This is a genomic window from Nonomuraea sp. CA-218870 (assembly GCF_050936535.1).
Lineage (GTDB): Bacteria > Actinomycetota > Actinomycetes > Streptosporangiales > Streptosporangiaceae > Nonomuraea > Nonomuraea corallina.
Genome location: NZ_JBNJMN010000002.1, coordinates 372,427 through 391,856, shown reverse-complemented (window position 1 = coordinate 391,856; position 19,430 = coordinate 372,427). Strand labels below are relative to the sequence as shown.

The 19,430-nt window shown below is 72.2% G+C and carries 16 protein-coding genes, 1 tRNA gene and 1 pseudogene; 6 read left to right on the top strand and 12 right to left on the bottom strand.

Features of this window, described 5'->3' with window-relative positions:
• Nucleotides 1-136: 136 nt before the first annotated feature.
• Entirely contained in the window at nucleotides 137-565 is a 429-nt protein-coding gene (locus ACQEUU_RS30510; protein ID WP_433072544.1) for a hypothetical protein, read from the top strand.
• Between the two features lie 3 nt (nucleotides 566-568).
• Here the strand turns inward: ACQEUU_RS30510 and ACQEUU_RS30505 are convergent, their stop codons facing one another.
• On the bottom strand, nucleotides 569-1,708 hold the full coding sequence (locus ACQEUU_RS30505; protein WP_433072542.1) for a cystathionine gamma-synthase: 1,140 nt from the start codon (nucleotides 1,706-1,708) through the stop codon (nucleotides 569-571).
• A 338-nt stretch (nucleotides 1,709-2,046) separates the two neighbouring features.
• Here ACQEUU_RS30505 and ACQEUU_RS30500 point away from each other — a divergent pair.
• Nucleotides 2,047-3,069 (top strand): annotated as a pseudogene (locus ACQEUU_RS30500) (sensor histidine kinase); the annotation flags it as partial.
• Here ACQEUU_RS30500 and ACQEUU_RS30495 read toward each other — a convergent pair.
• Entirely contained in the window at nucleotides 2,986-6,090 is a 3,105-nt protein-coding gene (locus tag ACQEUU_RS30495; protein ID WP_433072541.1) for a BTAD domain-containing putative transcriptional regulator, read from the bottom strand. The pseudogene ACQEUU_RS30500 and the gene ACQEUU_RS30495 sit on opposite strands and share 84 nt — an antisense overlap.
• A gap of 62 nt (nucleotides 6,091-6,152) precedes the next feature.
• On the opposite strand from ACQEUU_RS30495, the gene ACQEUU_RS30490 reads away from it, so the two are divergent.
• Complete coding sequence (locus tag ACQEUU_RS30490; protein ID WP_433072539.1) at nucleotides 6,153-7,010, top strand: NAD(P)-dependent oxidoreductase; 858 nt, start codon at nucleotides 6,153-6,155, stop codon at nucleotides 7,008-7,010.
• Here the strand turns inward: ACQEUU_RS30490 and ACQEUU_RS30485 are convergent.
• Nucleotides 7,007-8,377, bottom strand: a complete 1,371-nt coding sequence (locus ACQEUU_RS30485) for a cystathionine beta-synthase (RefSeq protein ID WP_433072538.1) — start codon at nucleotides 8,375-8,377, stop codon at nucleotides 7,007-7,009. The two genes, ACQEUU_RS30490 and ACQEUU_RS30485, sit on opposite strands and share 4 nt — an antisense overlap.
• A gap of 127 nt (nucleotides 8,378-8,504) precedes the next feature.
• On the opposite strand from ACQEUU_RS30485, the gene ACQEUU_RS30480 reads away from it, so the two are divergent.
• From ACQEUU_RS30480 to ACQEUU_RS30470, 3 genes are all read left to right on the top strand, one after another.
• On the top strand, nucleotides 8,505-9,491 hold the full coding sequence (locus tag ACQEUU_RS30480) for an SGNH/GDSL hydrolase family protein (RefSeq protein ID WP_433072537.1): 987 nt from the start codon (nucleotides 8,505-8,507) through the stop codon (nucleotides 9,489-9,491).
• A 58-nt stretch (nucleotides 9,492-9,549) separates the two neighbouring features.
• Complete coding sequence (locus ACQEUU_RS30475; RefSeq protein WP_433072536.1) at nucleotides 9,550-10,884, top strand: PQQ-binding-like beta-propeller repeat protein; 1,335 nt, start codon at nucleotides 9,550-9,552, stop codon at nucleotides 10,882-10,884.
• Nucleotides 10,885-11,110: 226 nt separating this feature from the next.
• Nucleotides 11,111-12,328, top strand: a complete 1,218-nt coding sequence (locus tag ACQEUU_RS30470) for an acetyl-CoA C-acetyltransferase (RefSeq protein WP_433072535.1) — start codon at nucleotides 11,111-11,113, stop codon at nucleotides 12,326-12,328.
• A gap of 30 nt (nucleotides 12,329-12,358) precedes the next feature.
• Here ACQEUU_RS30470 and ACQEUU_RS30465 read toward each other — a convergent pair whose 3' ends face one another.
• From ACQEUU_RS30465 to ACQEUU_RS30425, 9 genes are all read right to left on the bottom strand, one after another.
• Nucleotides 12,359-12,769 carry a PPOX class F420-dependent oxidoreductase gene (locus ACQEUU_RS30465; protein WP_433072534.1) on the bottom strand — a complete coding sequence of 137 codons (411 nt, stop codon included), beginning with the start codon at nucleotides 12,767-12,769 and terminating at the stop codon, nucleotides 12,359-12,361.
• Between the two features lie 111 nt (nucleotides 12,770-12,880).
• Nucleotides 12,881-13,114, bottom strand: coding sequence for a DUF4287 domain-containing protein (locus tag ACQEUU_RS30460; protein ID WP_270157308.1), 234 nt, complete (start codon nucleotides 13,112-13,114; stop codon nucleotides 12,881-12,883).
• 159 nt (nucleotides 13,115-13,273) lie between these two features.
• Nucleotides 13,274-14,059 carry a Bax inhibitor-1/YccA family protein gene (locus tag ACQEUU_RS30455; RefSeq protein ID WP_433072532.1) on the bottom strand — a complete coding sequence of 262 codons (786 nt, stop codon included), beginning with the start codon at nucleotides 14,057-14,059 and terminating at the stop codon, nucleotides 13,274-13,276.
• Between the two features lie 168 nt (nucleotides 14,060-14,227).
• Nucleotides 14,228-14,300: transfer RNA gene (locus tag ACQEUU_RS30450), tRNA-Leu, on the bottom strand.
• Between the two features lie 49 nt (nucleotides 14,301-14,349).
• Complete coding sequence (locus tag ACQEUU_RS30445) at nucleotides 14,350-14,940, bottom strand: peptide deformylase (RefSeq protein WP_433072531.1); 591 nt, start codon at nucleotides 14,938-14,940, stop codon at nucleotides 14,350-14,352.
• Nucleotides 14,941-14,977: 37 nt separating this feature from the next.
• A complete protein-coding gene (locus tag ACQEUU_RS30440) occupies nucleotides 14,978-15,490 on the bottom strand; it encodes a glycine cleavage system protein R (RefSeq protein WP_433072530.1) in 513 nt (170 codons plus the stop codon).
• 93 nt (nucleotides 15,491-15,583) lie between these two features.
• Entirely contained in the window at nucleotides 15,584-16,900 is a 1,317-nt protein-coding gene (locus ACQEUU_RS30435; RefSeq protein WP_433072529.1) for an NAD(P)/FAD-dependent oxidoreductase, read from the bottom strand.
• A 94-nt stretch (nucleotides 16,901-16,994) separates the two neighbouring features.
• Nucleotides 16,995-17,789, bottom strand: a complete 795-nt coding sequence (locus ACQEUU_RS30430; RefSeq protein WP_433072528.1) for a uracil-DNA glycosylase — start codon at nucleotides 17,787-17,789, stop codon at nucleotides 16,995-16,997.
• Between the two features lie 150 nt (nucleotides 17,790-17,939).
• Nucleotides 17,940-19,367, bottom strand: coding sequence for a hypothetical protein (locus ACQEUU_RS30425; RefSeq protein WP_433072527.1), 1,428 nt, complete (start codon nucleotides 19,365-19,367; stop codon nucleotides 17,940-17,942).
• Nucleotides 19,368-19,430 lie beyond the last annotated feature (63 nt).

Below are 19,430 nucleotides of genomic sequence, written 5' to 3'. Positions count from 1 at the left end.
ATGTTGGCCATGATTGTTTTGATCCTGCTGATGATCGTCGCCGTCACGACCACCGAGCTGACCATGCGCTGCTCCCCTGGGAGCAAAGAGAGTGTCGAGTGCCCTGCCGAGATCGCCGGGGACTAGTCTCTCCCGCATGTCGACCCTGTTTCTTCTGCTGCACATCGGCTTCGCGATCTTCACTCTCGGCGCGCTGACCGCCGCCATGATGACCGCGCCCCGCGCCATCCGGGCCAAGAACGTGCCGGTGCTGCGCAACGTCGCGCGCACCATCCGGATCTACGGCTTCGCGTCGCTGGGCGTCTTCGTCTTCGGCCTGATCCTGGGCATCGTCCTCGGCGGCGGGCTGCTCGGCCAGTGGTACATGTCCGCGTCGATGACGTTGTTCCTCGTCGGGATCGTGCTGCTGTTCATCATCGACCGCGACCTGCACGCCGCGGTGAAGGCCCTGGAGAGCGCCGACACCGGAGACGACGCGCAGGTCCAGAAGGCCAGGATCACCGCCATCGGCGGCCTGCTGGCCCTGATCTGGCTGGTGATCCTGGTCCTGATGGTCGTCTTCTGACGATCAGCCGAGCGCCTTGGTGAGGTCGGCGAGCAGGTCGTCGACCGTCTCGATGCCCACCGACAGGCGCACCAGGTCGTCCGGCACCTCCAGCGGGGAGCCGGCCGCCGAGGCGTGCGTCATCCGTCCCGGGTGCTCGATGAGCGACTCGACGCCGCCCAGCGACTCCCCCAGCGTGAAGAGCTCGGTGCGGCCGCACACCGCGACGGCCTCCTCCGCGCCTCCGGCGACCCGGAACGACACCATCCCGCCGAAGCGCCGCATCTGCTTGGCCGCGGTCTCGTGGCCGGGGTGCTCGGCGAGCCCGGGGTAGAGCACCTGGGTCACCCGCGGGTGCGCCAGCAGCAGGTCGACGACCCGCTCGGCGTTGTCGCAGTGGCGGTCCATGCGTACCCCGAGCGTCTTGAGCCCGCGCAGCGTCAGCCAGGCGTCGAACGGCCCGGCCACCGCGCCCATCGCGTTCTGGTGGTAGGCGAGCTCCTCGCCCAGCCCTCGGTCGGCGGCCACCAGCGCGCCGCCCACCACGTCGGAGTGGCCGCCGACGTACTTGGTCGTGGAGTGCACGACCACGTCGGCGCCGAGCGCGATCGGCTGCTGGAGGTACGGCGAGGCGAAGGTGTTGTCGACCACGAGCAGCGCGCCGTTGTCGTGGGCGAGCTGGGCCAGCGCCGCGATGTCGTTGACGCCGAGCAGCGGGTTGGTCGGCGTCTCCACCCAGACGACCTTCGTCTTCTGGGTCATCGCCGCGGCCACCGCGTCCAGGTCGCCGAGCGGCACCGGGTCGAAGTGCAGGTCCCACCGCTCGTAGACCTTGGCGAACAGCCGGTAGGTGCCGCCGTACGCGTCGTTCGGGATGATCACGTGGTCCTGCGGCTTGCACACCGCGCGCAGGAGGGCGTCCTCGGCGGCCAGGCCGGAGGCGAACGCGAGCCCGCGCACCCCGCCCTCCACCGCGGCCAGCGCCTCCTCCAGGGCGGTCCTGGTCGGGTTGGCCGACCGGCTGTATTCATAGCCACCCCGCAGGCCGCCCACGCCGTCCTGCTTATAAGTCGACGTGGCGTAGATCGGCGGCACCACCGCGCCGGTCACCGGGTCTGGGTCCTGACCAGCGTGGATCGCCAGGGTTTCGAAACCGTTGCTCATACCGCCACGGTAACGGACCCTGCCCGCGCTCCCGTCCTCCGCGGATCTCGCCGTTGACCCGCGAGAGCAGCACGGGGTCGGTCAGCGCCAGCAGCATCCCGACGAGCAGCCCCGCGCCCAGCATCACGAATCCGATCATCACCATGTCGTTCGCCCCCTTCTCGGCACGTCCAGGATCGGGCGCCGGGGCGCCGCGCCGCCTCGGCTGAACCGCCCATCCACGGGCCGGCCACTCGGCCGAACGGTGGATACGACATATCCGACTTGCGGCCTACTCTCGTGGCGTGGGGGAATCCAAACGCGTCGTCTACTGGATCCGGCGGCTGAGCGAGATCGCCATGCTGGGCTGGCTCGGCATGCTGCTCCTGGCCGACCTCGCCGTCGCCGTCGGCGGAGGCGGCCTCCAGTGGCTCGTGTTCGCCTGCGGCGTGGCCGGCGTCGCGGCGGTCGTCCTGCGCCGCCGCCGTCCCCGGGTCGAGACGTACGCGGTCATGCTGTGCCTGTCGTTCGCCGTGTCGCTGCTCATGGGGGCGAGCGGGACCACCGGCGTCCCGGGGGCCGCCGAGACGGGCGTGCTGCTGGTCCTCGTCCTGGGCGTGCTGCGTCACGTCGAGCCGGTCAGGGACGCGGCGATGCTGACCGTCGCCGGGCTGATCGTGCTCATGGCCGAGTCCATCGCGCGGTCCTCCCCCGACGAGTCGCTGGTCTTCTCGTTCCTGCTGTTCGCGGGCTGGTCGTCGGTCGCGGGCGTGGGCGGCTACCTCCGCTTCCAGCAGGAGCGCCGCGACGAGGCCGTGCGCTCCGTACGGCGCGCCGAACGGCTGGAGCTGGCCAGGGAGCTGCACGACCTGGTGGCCCACCACATCACCGGCATCGTCGTGCAGGCCCAGGCGGCGCGCACGGTCGCCGCGGCCAGGCCGGAGGCGGTCCTGCCCGCGCTGGACGCCATCGCCACGGCGGGCGGCGACGCGCTGACCGCCATGCGCCGCATGGTGACGGTGCTCCGCGCGGAGGAGGCGGCCCGCACGCCCGGCAGCTCGCTGGCGGATCTGCGGCTGCTCACCGAGCGGTTCTCGGCGGAGGGGCCCAAGGTGGCGTTCGAGATCGGCTCCGGCCTCGGCGACGGGACCCTGCCGCCCGAGGTGCTCACGACCCTGCACCGGGTGCTCCAGGAGGCCCTCACCAACATCCGCAAGCACGCCCCGCGCAGCGCGTGGGTGGAGGCGGACCTGCGGCGTCACGACGCGGCGGTGGTGCTGCGGGTGCGCGACCACGGCTCACCCGCCGACCCCCGCCTGGCCCGTCTCGGCGGCGGCTTCGGCCTCGTGGGCATGGCCGAGCGCGTCGAGGCCCTCGGGGGCCGCCTGCACGCCGGCCCCACCCCGGAAGGCGCCTGGGAGGTCATCGCCGAGTTCCCTCTCTCCTGACGCGTACGCCCGGGAGAACGCCTCCTCGCCGAGGGCGGCGAGGGCCCTGGCCGTGATCCGGCCGACGTCGTGGCGCTCGCCGTCCGGGAGCGGGGTGCCGACCGCCGCGCGGAGCGCCGCCGCCCTGCCCAGCAGCCTCGCGGCCCGCTCGGCGTCACCCGCCAGCGAGTACGCCCCCGCCAGGCCCTCCAGGGCGAGCGCCTCCGCCCGGGGATCGCCGAGAGCGGCGGCGTACCCCTTCCGGTGCCGCGCCAGCGCCGTCTCCGCGTCGCCCCGCTGCTCGGCGACGAAGCCCAGCTCCGCCAGGAAGAAGGCCGTGCCCGGCGCGCCGCGCACCTCGCTCAGCCAGTCCAGCCACCGCAGCAGCAGCTCCTCGGCGCGCTCGTAGCGGCCCTGCCGCCGGGCGCTCATGGCCAGGCCCAGCTCGGCGTGCTCCTCGGCCGACTTGTACGACTGCTCGACCGCCAGCCGGCGGGCCCGCTCGTGGTAGTCGTCGGCGCGGGCGTAGTCCCCGGTCACCAGCGCGAGCCGCCCGACGGCCGACAGCCGGAACGAGACCTCGGAGCCCAGTTCCTCGGCCAGTTCGAGCGCCTCGTGCCGAAGCCGCTCGGCCTCGGCGTAGTCGCCGCGCATCTGGGCCAGCCGGTCCAGGCCGTCCATCGCCTCGATCCGCCCCCACCCGTCGCCCAGCTCGCGGAAGATCGCCAAGCTCCGCTCGGCGTCGCGGCGCATCTCCGCCAGGCCGCCGCGCCGCTCGGCCAGCTTGGACCGCAACGACAGCGCCGCGGCCACGCCCCACCGGTCGCCCAGCTCCTCGAACGCCCGCAGCGCGCGGCCCGCCGCCTCCTCGTGCGCGGCGAGGTCCCCGTAGGCCCAGCGCACGTGCGTGGGGAACCAGTCCGCCAGCGCCCGCCCCGCCGCGTCCAGGTCCTCGTACGGGACGGGCCTGGCGGGCTCCCCGATCGCCAGCGTCATCCCGGACAGCCACACGGCCGCCCGCGCCCGCTCGTGCCGGTCCGCGGCGGCCCCGGACGAGGCGAGAGCCGCCGTCAGCGAGCGGCGGGCCTCCCCCAGGCGGCCGCGCAGGAACCAGTACCAGGCCAGCGCGTCGGCCGTCCGCAGCGGCTCGGGCCCGGCGAGCGCGCGCCGGAGGTTGGCGCTCTCCTGGTCCAGCCGTTCCAGCCAGGCCCGCTGCCGCGGCCCGCGCAGCTCGGCCCGCTCGGCGAGCCGGGTGTAGTAGCGCGCGTGCCGCTCCCTGACCAGGTCGTCCTCGCCCGCCTCCCGCAGCCGCTCGGCGCAGTAGGCGGCCACCGACTCCAGCAGCCGGTGGCGCGGCCCCGGAGTGACCAGCGACCGCTGCACGAGCCGTGCCAGCACGTCCATCACGTCCACGCCCGGCTCCGCGCAGACCTCCTCGGCCGCCTCCAGCGTGCACCCGTCGGCGTGCGCGGCGAGCCGGCGCAGCACGATCCGCTCGCGATCGGACAGCAGCTCCCAGCTCCAGTCGATCATCGCCCGCAGCGTCCGCTGCCGGGCGGGCGCGTCGCGGGCGCCCGCGCTCAGCAGCCGGAACCGGTCGTCGAGGCGCGCGGCCAGCTCCTCGACGCCGAGCGCCCGCACCCGGGTCGCGGCCAGCTCCAGCGCCAGCGGGATGCCGTCGAGCCGCCGGCAGATGGCGGCCACGGCCGGGCCCGGCTCGATCCCCGCCCGGTCGGTGAACAGCCGCACCGCCGCGTCCTCCGCCAGCGGCGGCAGCACCTTGACGTGCTCGCCCCTGACCCCGAGCGGCTCCTGGCCGGTGACCAGCACGGTCAGTCCGGGAACGGCCCGGAGCAGCGCGGAGACCACCTCGGCCGCCCGGTCCACCAGGTGCTCGCAGTTGTCGAGGACCAGCAGCGTGCGCCGGGCCGCCAGCGCGCGGGCCAGCCGGGGCAGCAGCGGCCCCGACCCGTCGTCCCGTACGCCGAGCGCGCCCGCCACCGCCTCGGCCACGTCCCCTGCGCCGATCAGCTCGACCAGCCACACGCCGCCCGGGTACGCGCCCGGACCGGTCAGGCCGTGCGCCACCTCGACGGCCAGCCTGGTCTTGCCCACGCCGCCGGGCCCGGCCAGCGTCACCAGCCGCCTCTCCCCCAGCAGGGCGCGTAACTCGGCGACCTCGCCGTCCCGGCCGATCAGCCCCGCGACGGGCGCGGGCAGGTTGCCCGCCGTGGCGTCCCGGCGGTCGCGCACCGGACGCCCGAGCAGGCCGGGTTCCTGACGGAGGATGGCCCGGTGCAGGTCGCGCACCTCGGGGGCGGGGTCGACACCCAGCTCGCCGGCCAGCCGCTCGCGCAGGGCCGCGAAGACCGCGAGGGCCTCGCCCTGCCGGCCGTCCCGGTACAGCGCCCGCATGTGCAGGGCGGTGAGGCGTTCGCGCAGCGGGTGCTCGGCCACGAGGGCGGCCAGGTCGACCGGCTCGCCGAGGACCAGCCGCAGCTCGGCCAGCTCCTCCAGGGCGGCCAGCCGCCGCTCGTCCAGGCGGGTGATCTCGGGGCGGGCGAACCCCTCGTCGGCGAAGTCGGCGTACGCGGGCCCGCGCCACAGCGCGAGGGCCTCCGCGAGGCGTCCGGCGCGCTCCCGCGCCCCCTCGGCCGGAGCGGCCAGCCGGGTGAGGAAGAGGTCCGCGTCCACCGTCACCCCGTCCAGGCGGTAACCGGACGGCCCGTGAACCACCAGCGACGGCGCGCCCAGGGCGCGGCGGAGCTGGGAGACGCGGGCCTGGAGGGTGCCGGCCGGGTCGCGCGGCGGCCGATCGCCCCACAGGTCGTCGATCAGGCGGTCCACCGGCACCGGGCCGCCGCCCCGCGCCACCAGGGCCGCCAGCAGCAGGCGCACCTTGCGGTCGGGCACCCTCAGCGGCGCGTCGCCGCCCGAGCACACCTCCAGCGGCCCCAGCACCCCGATCCTCGTCACGTCATGGTCAACCCGTGGCGGACCGTAAGGATTTCCGAAGCGGCCCGTCCCAGGGTGAATCCATGAGCGATGTGACAGTGATCGGCCTCGGGCCGATGGGATCGACGATGGCCCGGACGTTCCTGGCGGCGGGCCACGACGTGACGGTGTGGAACCGCACCGCGAGCAAGGCGGACCCGCTGGTGGCCGAGGGCGCCAGGCGCGCGGCCGAGCCGGTGACGGGCGAGCTGCTGGTGATCAGCCAGATCAGCTACCAGGCGATGTTCGACAGCCTCGGCGAGGCGAGGCTGGACGGTAGGACAGTGGTCAACCTGAGCTCCGGCACCCCCGCCGAGCTCCGGCAGGCGGCGCGGTGGGTGGAGGAGCGGGGCGGCACGCTCATCACCGCCGGCATCATGGTGCCGCCGCCGGGGATCGGGCAGCCGGGCGCGTACACGTTCTACAGCGGCCCCAAGGAGGCGCTCGACCGGCACGCGGGCACGCTGGAGGCGCTGTCGGCGGTGACGTACGTGGGCGAGGACCCCGGGCTGGCGATGATGTTCTACCAGGCCCAGCTGTTCGTCTTCTGGTCGTCGCTGACGAGCTTCATGTACGCCGCCACGCTGCTGGGGACGGCGGGGGTGCGGCCGGACGCGCTGGTGCCGTTCGTCCGGGAGCTCCACGCCGGCCTGGCCTCCGACGGCCCGATGGGCTACATCAAGATCCTCGGCGAGGAGCTGGGCTCGGGCGTCTACCCGGGCGACGACAACAGCCTGCACATGCAGGCGGTCGGCATGGGCCACGTGGTGGAGACACTGCGCGACGCCGGGCTGGAGACCACGGTGCCGGAGGCCCTGCACCGGCTGTTCGCGCGAGCCGACGCCGAGGGGCGCGGCGACGAGGGCATCGGCACCGTGGTCGAGTCGATCAGGAAACCCTAGTGGTTCGCCAGGAAGGCGAGCAGGTCCTGCCGGGTGATGAGCCCGGCGGGCTTGCCGTCCTCCAGCACCACGGCGGCGTCGGCCTTCTCCAGCGCCTCCACGGCCCGCGAGACCGGCTCGCCGCTGCCGATCATGGGCAGCGGTGACGACATGTGGTCGCCGATCGGGTCCTCCGAGGAGAGCTTGCCGCGGTAGAGCGCCTCCAGCAGGTCGCGCTCCACGATCGAGCCCACCACCTCGGCGGCCATGACCGGCGGCTCCTCCTTCATGACGGGGAGCTGGGAGACCGAGTACTCGCGCATGATGGAGATCGCCGTGCCGACGGACTCGTGCGGGTGGGCGTGCACGAACTCGGGCAGCCCTTCGCCCTTGCGGGCCAGCACGTCACGCACCAGCTCCTCCTCGGAGGAGGTGGTGAGGAAGCCGTAGTCGGCCATCCAGTCGTCGTTGAAGATCTTGGACAGGTAGCCGCGGCCGCCGTCGGGCAGCAGCACCACGACCACGTCGTCGGGCCCCGCCGCGGCCGCCACCTGGAGCGCCGCCACCACGGCCATCCCGCACGAGCCGCCGACGAGCAGCCCTTCCTCGCGGGCCAGCCTGCGGGTCATGTTGAAGGAGTCCTTGTCGGACACCGCGATGATCTGGTCGCAGATGCCGGTGTCGTAGGTGTCGGGCCAGATGTCCTCGCCGACGCCCTCCACCAGGTAGGGGCGGCCGGAGCCGCCGGAGTAGACGGACCCCTCGGGGTCGGCCCCGATGATCTTCACCCGGCCGCCGGAGACCTCCTTGAGGTAGCGGCCGGTGCCGCTGATCGTGCCGCCCGTGCCGACGCCGGCCACGAAGTGGGTGATCCGCCCCTCGGTCTGCTCCCACAGCTCCGGGCCGGTGGAGTGGTAGTGGGACTCGGGGTTGTCGACGTTGGAGTACTGATCAGGCTTCCAGGCGTTCGGGACCTCGCGGGCCAGCCGGTCGGACACCGAGTAGTAGGACTCGGGGTGGTCGGGCGCGACCGCGGTCGGGCAGACCACGACCTCCGCCCCGTACGCCCGCAGCACCGCGATCTTGTCCTGCGCCACCTTGTCGGGCACCACGAACAGGCAGCGGTAGCCCCTCTGCTGGGCGACGATGGCCAGGCCCACGCCGGTGTTGCCGGACGTCGGCTCGACGATGACGCCGCCGGGCCTGAGCCTGCCGGCGGCCTCGGCCGCCTCGACCATGCGGACCGCGATGCGGTCCTTCACAGAACCGCCAGGGTTGAAGTACTCGACCTTGGCGAGGACCTGGGCGGGCAGCCCTGTCGAGACCTTGTGCAGGCGGACGAGCGGCGTGTTGCCAATGAGCTCGACCAGGGAATCATGTACGCGCACCGAGGTGTTCACCTTCTTTGCCGAAGCTTGATCAGCCGATCCGTGGCCGGGAACCCGTGAGGGTGGCGGGCACTCGGCTACTTTCAACCCAAACGCTACCGCCGAGGTCGGATGGGGGGACAACGCAGTGGTGTGGGCAGCGGGCGCGGCGCGGGCCGCGCGCAGGATAGCCGCGGCGGCGGCGCTCGGCGGCGGAGGGCTCACCGCGCTCGGAGCCACCGCCTACGGGCTGCTGATCGCCGAGGGACTGCTGGCCCGCCGCACGATCGGCACCCCGCACGGCATGGACGGGCCGCCGTCCGACGGCGTCTACGGCGACTATCCCGGCCCGCCGATCAGGATGGCCATGCTGGGTGACTCCACCTCGGTCGGGCTGGGCATGACCGACCCGGGCAAGACCCCCGGCGTGCTGATCGCCTACGGGCTCGCCGCCGTGGCCGAGCGGCCGGTGGAGCTGCGGGTCGTGGGCAAGTCCGGCGCTCCGTCCGCGGAGCTGGGCGAGCAGGTGGACGCGGCGCTGCCGATGGTGCCGGACGTGGCCGTGATCTTCGTGGGCGCCAACGACGTCATCACCAGGACGCCGCCCGCCACCGCCGTGCGCCACCTGGTCAAGGCGGTGCGCCGGCTGCGCGAGGCGGGCGCGGAGGTGGTCGTGGGGACCTGTCCCGACCTGGGCACGGTCCGGCCGATCGCGCAGCCGCTGCGCTGGGTGGCGCGCCGCTGGAGCCGCCAGATCGCCGCCGCGCAGACGGTCGCGGTGGTCGAGGCGGGCGGCCGTACGGTGGCGTTCGCCGGTCTGCTGGGCCAGGAATTCCACGCAAACCCGGGCGAAATGTTCGGACCGGATCGTTTCCATCCATCTGCCCGAGGTTACGCACAGTCCGCTTACGCGGTGCTACCTTCTGTATGCGCCGCGCTGGGGCTGTGGCCCGAACCACGACCCGAGCCCGGCGAAGGACTGCAACCGATCTACCTTGCGGCGGCGACGGCCGCGGAGGAGCCCGGCACCCAGGTGTCAGCCACTCAGGTCGACGGGCGGTCAACCGGCGCCCACGGCAGGTGGGCGGTGTTGTTCCGCCGTCGTCGGCTCGGGGGGCAGCTCAACGACGCCTAGATCCGGTCACCCTCCGAGCCGGAGCCGTCACTCGCCGTCCCTTTGGAGGGATTTGCCCGTGCTCCGGCCCTTCACCCTCGCCCTCGCCGGAACCCTGACCCTGGCCGCCTGTTCCGGCAGCGACGCCGCCACCAGCGACTACCCGACCTGGCACAACTCCGGCGTCCACGCGGTCAGCCGGATGTCCGCGGCCGGCGGGGTGGTCACCACCACCTCCATGAAGCCCGACGGCACCCTTGAGACCGTCGCGCTCCGCCTGTCCGACGGCACGAAGCTCTGGGCCCACCCCGCCACGATGGCGGGCCGCCTGCCCGGCATGGGCGTCTCCGCCCCCGCCGTGGTCGAGACGGCGGACGGCTCGGCGGTCGTCGCCGCGCTCGACCCGGCCAAGAAGGGCCGCTGGAACGCCGCGGTCATCGCCCGCGACGCCCGCACCGGCGGCCAGAAGTGGACCAGGCCGGTCCACTCGACGTTCGGCCCGCAGCGCTGCGGCCCCTACCTGTGCCTGTCCGAGCACACCGCCCTCTCCTCGGCCCGCGTGGTCGTCCTCGACCCGGCCACCGGCGCGCAGCTCTGGAAGCTGCCCGGCCTCGCCGAGGTCGAGTGGTCCGACTCCCAGCAGGTCGTGATGCTCCGGCTGGCCAAAAGCCCGACGCTGGAGTCGTACGAGCTCAAGACCGGCAAACTGCGCTGGCAGCAGCCGATCGAGCAGGCGCTGGGGCCGGGCATCGACCTGTCGGGCGGCTGGGCGTTCGGCGCCACCGGCGACGACCTGATCGGCTACGTCGCCCCCTACACCAACCCGGAGACGAAGCGGACCTCGGCGTTCGGCCTGTTCTCCATCAAGATCACCGACGGCTCGGTCAACTGGATGCGGCCCTCGGTGGTGCGCGTCTACCCCAGCGGCAGCCCCGGCCACGCCCCCGTGGTGCGGCCGGTCGACCAGCGCGGCGGCTACGGCGGGTTCGCCCGGCTCGACGCCGGCAACGGGCGCGTGATCGGCCAGATCACCGCGGCCGACGTGCCGGGCTCGGGATGGTGGCTGGCGTTCCCCGGCCGCATGGACAGGCTCGGCTTCCTCAAGCACGACCAGGAGGGCGCCGCCTTCGACCTGGTCAGCGGCAAGCCGGTGGCCGTCGAGGAGCAGCGCGGGTGGTCCTTCTGCGTGACCGACCCCAAGCCGCTGCCGCTGCGCGGGCAGGCGCCGGGCTTCTACTCGGTCGCCGCGGTGTGCGAGTACGACCTGGCGACGGGCAAGCGCGTCCAGGCCGCGTCCGCCCCGCCCTCCTGGTTCACCGGAAGCCAGGACGGCTGGCGCCTCTGGCGCGACGAGAAGGGCGGCGTCCACGCCGTCCACGACGGCACCGCGTCCATTCCGGGGATGTACGGCTGACCTTCCCGAAGAAAGGCCGGGTTCCAGGGGATCGGCCCGGCACACCCCGCTCGCCGCGACGCCTTCCGGGCGTCCGGCGGGCGGCTCACGGGAGGGGTCCGGCGAGCTGCCGTCCTCGCCGGCCCCCTCCCGTCCGAGGGCCTTCTCGCGAACGGCGGGGGGCGGGTCCTGGCGTCGGACGAGTATTGGAATATAGTTCTAATACTGTGCCGACAAAGGAGGGGCCATGCCCGAGGCTGTCATCGTCGCTACCGCCCGCTCGCCCATCGGGCGGGCCTTCAAGGGGTCGCTCAAGGAGATGCGCCCCGATGATCTGACCGTCCAGATGATCCAGGCGGCCCTGGCCAAGGTGCCCCAGCTGGACCCGCACTCCATCGACGACATCATGCTCGGCTGCGGCCTGCCGGGCGGCGAGCAGGGCTACAACATGGGCCGCGTGGTCGCGGTGATGCTGGGCCTGGACGACGTGCCCGGCACCACCATCACCCGCTACTGCTCCTCGTCGCTGCAGACCACCCGGATGGCGTTCCACGCGATCAAGGCCGGTGAGGGCGACGTGTTCGTCTCCGCCGGCGTCGAGGCCGTCTCCCGGTTCGCCAAGGGCAACTCCGACTCGCTGCCCGACACCATGAACCCGGTCTTCGGCGAGGCCGGGGCCAGGACCAAGTCCTACGCCGAGGGCGGCAGGACCTGGCACGACCCGCGCGAGGACGACCAGGTGCCCGACGTCTACATCGCCATGGGCCAGACGGCCGAGAACGTCGCCCAGCTCAAGGGCGTCAGCCGCCAGGAGCAGGACGAGTTCGGCGTCCGGTCGCAGAACCTCGCCGAGAAGGCGCTCGCCGACGGGTTCTGGCAGAAGGACATCACGCCGGTGACACTGCCCGACGGCACCGTGGTCAGCAAGGACGACGGCCCGCGCGCCGGGACCACCTACGAGAAGGTCTCGACCCTGCAGCCGGTCTTCCGGCCCGACGGCACGGTGACGGCGGGCAACTGCTGCGCGCTGAACGACGGCGCGGCCGCGGTGGTCGTGATGAGCGACACGAAGGCGGCGGAGCTCGGCATCACCCCGCTGGCCAGGATCGTCTCGACCGGCGTCTCCGGCCTGTCGCCGGAGATCATGGGCCTGGGCCCGGTCGAGGCGAGCCGGCAGGCCCTCGCCCGCGCCGGCATGGCGATCGAGGACGTCGACCTGGTCGAGATCAACGAGGCGTTCGCCGCCCAGGTCATCCCGTCCTACCGCGAGCTGGGCATCGACCTCGACCGGCTGAACGTGAACGGCGGCGCGATCGCGGTCGGGCACCCGTTCGGCATGACGGGCGCCCGCATCACCTCGACGCTGATCAACAGCCTCCAGCACCACGACAAGACGATCGGTCTGGAGACCATGTGCGTGGGCGGCGGCCAGGGCATGGCGCTGCTCCTGGAGCGCCTGAGCTGAGATCGGGCCCCGCCGGCGGGCGGGCCGGGCTCAGCCGTGGAAGTCCGGCCCGGCCCGCCGCGGCGTGATGCGCAGCACCACCCGCCGGTCGCGGACCATGGCCGCGCGGTAGTCGTCCCAGTCGGGATGCTCGCCGGAGATGTCCCGGTAGTAGGACACCAGGTGGTCCATGGCCTCCGGCAGGGAGATGATCTCGGCCGTGCCCTCGACCTGGATCCACTCGCCGAAGAACGCGTCGGTGAAGACGCACAGGGCGACGTCCGGGTCGCGGCGCGCGTTGCGCACCTTGACCGCCGTCTCCCGCGAGCTGATGATGGCGCGGCCCTCGGCGTCGACGCCGACGGTGACCGGCGACATCTGCGGCCGCCCGTCGGCATGCCGGGTCAGCAGGACGGCTCGGTGGTTGCGGGTGAGGAAGTCCCGCGCTCTGTCCAGATCCATAGGGAGATCATCCTACGGCCGGCGTCGTGGAGGAGGTCGCCGTGCCGCCGTCATCCCCGGGTCATGGCTGCGCCCGTGCCGCGGCACGGGCGCAGGTCAGGCGGTGGGGCTCTAGATGAAGCCCATGCGGTTACGGCGGAACCGCTCGTGCTCGTGAACGATCGCGGCGGCGTAGCCGTGTGTGAGCCCGTGCTCGTCGGCAAGCCAGTTGGCCCGCTCGGCGCACCTCAGGAAGGCCGGGCCGTTGTCGATGGCTTGGAACCACTCTGGGAGTTCGCGTCCCGTGATGGCCGGGACTCTTGCGATCAGCTTCGTCTGCGTCTCCGGTGAGTGGTTCAAGGACATGGGCACCTCCACGGATTAAGGTCCTTTGCTTGACACTGCAACACCACTTGCCGAATGGCAAGACCCCAGCGTGCGATCCTTTTGTCACGGCAGGTAGATTTCCGGTCGCACAAAGAGAGGGCCCCGCCGAAACGGCGAGGCCCTCACATGCCGGCGGCGTCAGTCGCTACTGGTGAAGTAGCTGATGAGCCGGAGCATCTCGATGTAGATCCAGACCAGGCTCAGGGTGAGACCGAAGGCGCACTGCCAGGCGAACTTCTCCGGGGCGCCCTGCTTGACGCCCTGCTCGACCGAGTCGAAGTCGAGGAGCAGGAAGAAGCAGCCCAGCAGGATCATGGCCACGCTGAAGACGATGGCCAGCAGTCCGCCGTCGCGCAGGCCCAGGCCGCCCTCGACGAAGAAGCCGGCGATCAGGTTGACCAGGACCAGGCCGAGGGCCGCGACCGCCGCGGCGACCACGTACTTGACCAGCTTGGGGGTGACGCGGATGATCCGCAGCGTGTAGACGGCGAGTGTGCCGGCGAAGGCCATGGCCGTGGCGAGCACCGCCTGGACCACGATGCCGTTGATCTGCGCGTCGAACACGCTGCTCACGGCGCCGAGGAAAACGCCCTGGAAGGCGGCGTAGCTCAGGATGAGCAGCGGGTTGGTGCTCATCGTGAACGAGGCGATCAGGCCGAGGACCAGGGCCACGATGGCGGAGCCGATGGCCACGGCCTCGGGCACGTCGAGGTACCAGGACGCGGCCGCCGCCACGACCAGCGTGCCCAGCGTCATGAAGCCGCGGACCACCACGTCGTCGATGGTCATCGCGCGGTAGGCGGGCTGCGCCGGCGGCGCGTACGACGGGGAGTCGTACATGTTCTGCAACTGCTGCGGAGTCGGGGTCTGGCTGCCCCAGCCCGCCGACTGCGACCTACTGAATACGGGGTTCTTGCTCTGCATCGCTGCCTCCTGCGCCGAGCCTATGGGACCGGGCGGCACCTAGGTCAACCAGCGCTCACATCTATGTAGCTTCGAGACTTCAGCACGGGGAACAACGTACGTCCCCCCGCGGAAGTTCCCGCCGATGTAAAGCCGAAATTCGGCGTATTTCCCGTGGTAGAGAGCAGGTGCCCCCGGCGGGATTCGAACCCGCACCGCAACCCTTTTAAGGGGTTTGCCTCTGCCATTGGGCTACGGGGGCGCCGCAATCATACGAAACGGACCATGCATCCGGTGGGCACAACTTCGCATCACCCGCCACAACTGTGAAGTCTGCGGTGAAGTGATAGTGCTCCGGACACTCTGTCCAGGAAGAGTATGCCGTCCAGATGGTCCAGTTGGTGCTGAATACACCGTGCTTCGAATGCGTCAGCTTCGATGGTGACTGGCTCTCCGCTTCCTGGCAAACGCCCACGTACGGTGATATGCGTTGCACGCCGCACATCGGCGACGAGGTCCGCGACCGAGGCGCAGCCCTCCCGCCCGCCGGCCCAGCGGGCGGCCTCCGCGAGGCGGGGATTGACGACGACGAGCTCTCCTGCCCAGGACCGTGCTCGGGGGTGGCGGCGGGCGTCGAAGGCGATCAGGCGCCAGCTCAGGCCGATCTGCGGCGCCGCCAGCCCGATCATGGCGGGCTCGCGGCGGAGGGTGGCGAGCAGGTCGGCCGCGGCGGTCACGACCGCAGGGGCGGTGGGGTCGACCTGCTCGGCCGGCGACGACAGGATCGGATGGGGCGCGGGCAGCACCGGCCGGGGCGTCCCCCGCACGACGTGACCCGGCGCGAGGCCCGGCACGTGATCCGGCACGTGATCCGGCACATGATCCGGCACGTGATCCGGCACGGGGCCCGTGGGGCCGGGCTCCGTCACCGCGGAGCCGTCACAGCAGGTCAGGCTCGACCGGGCGGAAGGTGATCTCGGAGTCTAACCCGGCCCCGACGGCGGCCAGCCGGCGCATCAGGTCGGCCACGTCCGCCTTCTCCGGGATCTCGACGTCGGCGATGAGCACGTACAGGCGGCCGGAGAGCCGGGTGCTCATCCCGGTGATGTTGCCGCCGTCGGCGGCGAGCACGCCGCTGATGCCGGAGATGATCCCCGGACGGTCGGGGCCGTGCACGGTGAGCACGTACCCGAGGCCGTTCTCCCTGCGGCGGAAGTCCCGGCGCGCCGCGACGGCCGCGGCGGTCACCACCAGGTCCGGCGCGGTCAGGTGCTTGGCCAGCTCGTCGGCGCTCAGGTCGCCCCTGACCAGCAGCATCATGGCGATGTGCCCGCCGAGCAGCGTCATCGTGGAATCCTGGATGTTGGCCCCGCAGCCGGCCAGCGACCCGGTGACCGCGGCGATCACTCCCGGCCGGTCCACGCCCAGCACGGTCACCGCTGACAGCCCCACCCGCTATCCCCTCCCCATCGACTTCGGGCGCCGGAACGCCCCGGCGCTCGCCGGGGCGCTTGCCGATCCGGGATCAGCGGTTCTGGTCGCGGCTCAGTGACGCATCGTCGCCACCGCGGCCCTGAAGCCCTCCCTCGGGTGTTCCATCTCACCCAGGGAGATGGTCTCCCGCTTGAAGAAGAGAGCCAGGGTCCAGTCGACGACGACGCGGACCTTGCGGTTCAGCGTCGGCACCCGCGACAGATGGTAAGTGCGGTGCATGAACCACGCAGGGAATCCGCGAAGCTTGATGCCGTAGACGTTGGCCACACCTTGGTGCAGGCCGAGACCGGCGACCGATCCGACATACTTGTGGCGGTATTCGACCGGCTCCTGGCCGCGCAGGTAACGGATGATGTTGTCGCCGAGCACCCTGGCCTGCCGGACCGCGTGCTGGGCGTTGGGGGCGCAGAACTCGCCCGGGTTCGTCAGGTCGGGCACCGCCGCCGCGTCCCCCGCGGCGAAGGCGCCGGGAGAGTCCACGACGGCGAGGGTGGCGTCGGCCCTGACCCGGCCGCGCTCGTCGAGCGGCAGGTCGCTGGCGTTGACGATCGGGCTGGGCTTGACGCCCGCGGTCCACACGAGGGTCTCGGCGTCGAACGCGGTGCCGTCCGACAGCACCACGTGGCCGCCCTCGCAGGACTCCAGCCGGGTCTCCAGCCGGACGTCGATGCCGCGCTCGCGCAGCTGCTCCAGCGTCCACTTGCCCATCTCGGGCCCGACCTCGGGCAGCACCCGGTCGGACGCCTCGACGAGCACCCAGCGCACGTCGGACGGCTTGAGGTTGCGGTAGTAGCGGGTGGAGTCCTTGGCCATGTCCTCCAGCTCGGCCAGGGCCTCCACGCCGGCGAAGCCCGCGCCCACGACCACGAAGGTCAGCGCCCTGCGCCGCACCTCGGGGTCGTCGGTCGACTCGGCCACGTCGAGCAGGTGGAGCACCCGGTTGCGCAGCGCGATGGCCTCGCCCACGGTCTTGAAGCCGATGCCGATGTCGGTGAGCCCGGGGATCGGGAGCGTACGGGAGATGGAGCCGGCGGCCATGACCACCACGTCGTAGCCGATCTCCCGCGGCTGGCCCTCGGGCGGCTGGAAGGTGACGCTGCGGGCCGCGTGGTCGACCTTGGTGACGCGGCCGTTGAGTATCCGCACCTTGGGCAGCACCCGCCGGAGCGGGGCCACCATGTGCCGGGGCGAGAGGTTGCCCGCCGCGGCCTCAGGCAGGAACGGCTGGTAGGTCATGTAGGACTGGGGGTCGATGATCGTGATGCTGACGGAGCCGTCGCGCAGCTCCCGGCGCAGCCCGCGCTGCAGGCGCAGCGCCGTGTAGAGGCCGACGTATCCACCGCCGACGATCAGAATGTGCTGGTTCACCTGGGGGCCCCATCCCTCGTGGATGCTTGTGAAAGCTTTCACAAGCTTACGTCCATGGTCCCCCGTGGCGCCAATCCCCGCGTGATGGGATGCGTCACACCGCCAGCTCGCCCGCCCTCAGGAAGACCGCGTCGAGCATCTCGGCGGTGACCCTGCCGGTGAACGTGTTCTGCTGGCTCGGGTGGTAGCAGCCGAGCAGCGTGACGGGCGCTCCCCCGTACGAGACCGTCAGCTCGACGCCGTGGCCGAACGGCGGCCGGCTGCGCGGCAGGGCGTAGCCGGCCTCCTTGAGCGCGGGCCACATCGCCTGCCAGGCGTAGCCGCCGAGCGCGACCACGACGCGGACGTCCGCCGCCACCAGCGTCAGCTCGCGGACCAGCCAGGGATAGCAGGCGGCCTTCTCCTCGGGCAGCGGCTTGTTCGCCGGAGGCGCGCAGCGCACCGACGCCACCATCCTGGCCCCGAGCAGCTCCTGCCCGTCGCCGGCGTGCGTGCTGGTCGCCAGCGAGGCCAGGCCGGTGCGGTGGAGCGAGGCGAACAGCCAGTCGCCGCTGCGGTCGCCGGTGAAGATCCGGCCGGTCCGGTTGCCGCCGTGGGCCGCGGGCGCCAGGCCGACGACGAGCACGCGGGGGTGCTCGTCGCCCCAGCCGGGGACGGGCCGCCCCCAGTAGGTCTCCTCCGCGAACGCCCGCCGCTTGACCTGGGCCACCTCTTCGCGCCAGGCCACCAGGCGCGGGCAGGCCCGGCAGACCGACTGCCTGGCCGTGAGCTCCGCCGGTGTGCCGCTGGAGGCCGCGAGGTCGCGCACGCCGGCCGGATCGCGGGCGACCGGGGTGTCGGCGTCCGCCGGGTCGCCGGGCCACCCGGTGCCGGGAGGTACGAAGCTCATGACATCGATGGTGCCCGACCGGGCGGACCGCTCAGAACAGGAGAACCGGGCGGCGTCACGAGGACGCCGCCCGGTTCGGGATCAGCCGGCCGGACACCGCCCGGCCTCACCTCAGCCGGTCGGCCACGCCGCCCGGCTCACCTCGGCCGGTCAGGCGGGCTGCTCGGCCTTCTCGCTCTGCGCGGGCGCCGGAGCCGGGCAGGTCGCGTTGAACTGCGTCTTGCCCGAGGAGGTGGCGCCGGGGCTGACGACGACGAGCTCGATCGAGCCCGCGGTCACCGAGCCGCCGTGGGTGCCGCCGACCGCCCAGGTCACGTCGAGGTTGCCGTCGACCTTGCGCTGCAGCGTGTCGCTGTCACGCTTGCCGTTGACCACCCAGTAGTACTGGACGGTGGCCGGGCCGGTGCTCCTGAGCGTCGCCGTGAAGTCGACGCCCGGGCCCCGCTTGTCCGCGCATATCTCGTTGCGCTGGCCCGTCACCGCGACGGACGAGACGGAGATCGTCGGCTTCGGGGCCTGGCAGGCGGCGTAGGACTGCGAGACGGAGTCGCTGTCCTTGGAGCCGAAGACCACCAGGCGGACCTTGCCGCCGTTCTTCGCCGCACCCGAGAGCGCGCTCTCGGAGAGGTTCACCGTCTTGGAGCCGCCGCGGTGGAAGGTGGTGGAACCGGAGTCGACGACCTCGCCGTTCACCGACCACACCCAGCGGACGCGGTCGGCGCCGCTGGCGCTCACGGTGGCGTGCGCGCTCAGCTTGCAGCCGTCGTGGTTGGTCGCCGTCACCAGGTTCGAGGCGTCGACCTTGACCCGGGGAGAGGGCGCGGGGGTGTACGACTTGCAGTGGACCGAGTAGTGGGCGCGGTTGGAGACCGTGCGGTCCGGGCCGAGCACCTCGAGGACCGCCGAGCCGCGGTGGCTGTGGCGGGGCGAGAAGCCCACGCCGACCTTGCGCGAGTCGTACACCTTGATCTTGCCGTAGTCGGCCGTCCTGCCGTTGACCACCCAGCGGTAGCGGACCCAGGCCGGCCGGTCCACGGAGATCCTGCCGACGAAGTCGATCTTCGAGCCGGGGGTGCAGTAGCCCACGTACTCGGACGGGCTGGCCCAGGCCCGGGCCCGGACCCGCACGTCCTTGTCGGTGCGGACGCCCTTGAGCTCCACGCAGTCGACCGAGAAGTAGCCCTTCTTGGAGACGACCTTGCGCGGGCTGAGGACCTCGAGCCTCTGCCAGCCCTTGACGTCACCCTTGAAGGTGGCCTTCTCGGAGAGCTTGATCGACTTGGTGCCGTTGCCCGACACCTTGACGGTGCTGACCTTGCTCCTGGAACCGTCGCCGTGGAGCCAGCGGTAGGCGAGAGTGGTCTTGCCCTTGAGCTTGACCTTGACCGTGGCCGAGAACGTGATGTTCGCCGGGCACGAACCCTGGTAGTCGCGGTCGGACGCCTTCGGCGTCGAGACCGACACCTTCGGCTTGACCCGCGGCTTGGCGGCGGTGGCCGCCTGCGCGGGACCGGCCGCCAGGCCTGCGACCAGACCGGCCAGCACGGCGGTGGACGCGAGGGCGGCCACCTTCCGCACTAAGACAGAGGACTTCATAGGAGAGTGACTCCATTCCGTGAGAGAAAGAACGCGCACGGGAAC

Bases quoted from the DNA above. Each gene is read 5' to 3' on its own strand.
- ACQEUU_RS30505 (WP_433072542.1), bottom strand. From the start codon at position 1,708: ATGAGCAACGGTTTCGAAACCCTGGCGATCCACGCTGGTCAGGACCCA.
- ACQEUU_RS30510 (WP_433072544.1), top strand. From the start codon at position 137: ATGTCGACCCTGTTTCTTCTGCTGCACATCGGCTTCGCGATCTTCACT.
- ACQEUU_RS30470 (WP_433072535.1), top strand. From the start codon at position 11,111: ATGCCCGAGGCTGTCATCGTCGCTACCGCCCGCTCGCCCATCGGGCGG.
- ACQEUU_RS30490 (WP_433072539.1), top strand. From the start codon at position 6,153: ATGAGCGATGTGACAGTGATCGGCCTCGGGCCGATGGGATCGACGATG.
- ACQEUU_RS30460 (WP_270157308.1), bottom strand. From the start codon at position 13,114: ATGTCCTTGAACCACTCACCGGAGACGCAGACGAAGCTGATCGCAAGA.
- ACQEUU_RS30455 (WP_433072532.1), bottom strand. From the start codon at position 14,059: ATGCAGAGCAAGAACCCCGTATTCAGTAGGTCGCAGTCGGCGGGCTGG.
- ACQEUU_RS30465 (WP_433072534.1), bottom strand. From the start codon at position 12,769: ATGGATCTGGACAGAGCGCGGGACTTCCTCACCCGCAACCACCGAGCC.
- ACQEUU_RS30430 (WP_433072528.1), bottom strand. From the start codon at position 17,789: ATGAGCTTCGTACCTCCCGGCACCGGGTGGCCCGGCGACCCGGCGGAC.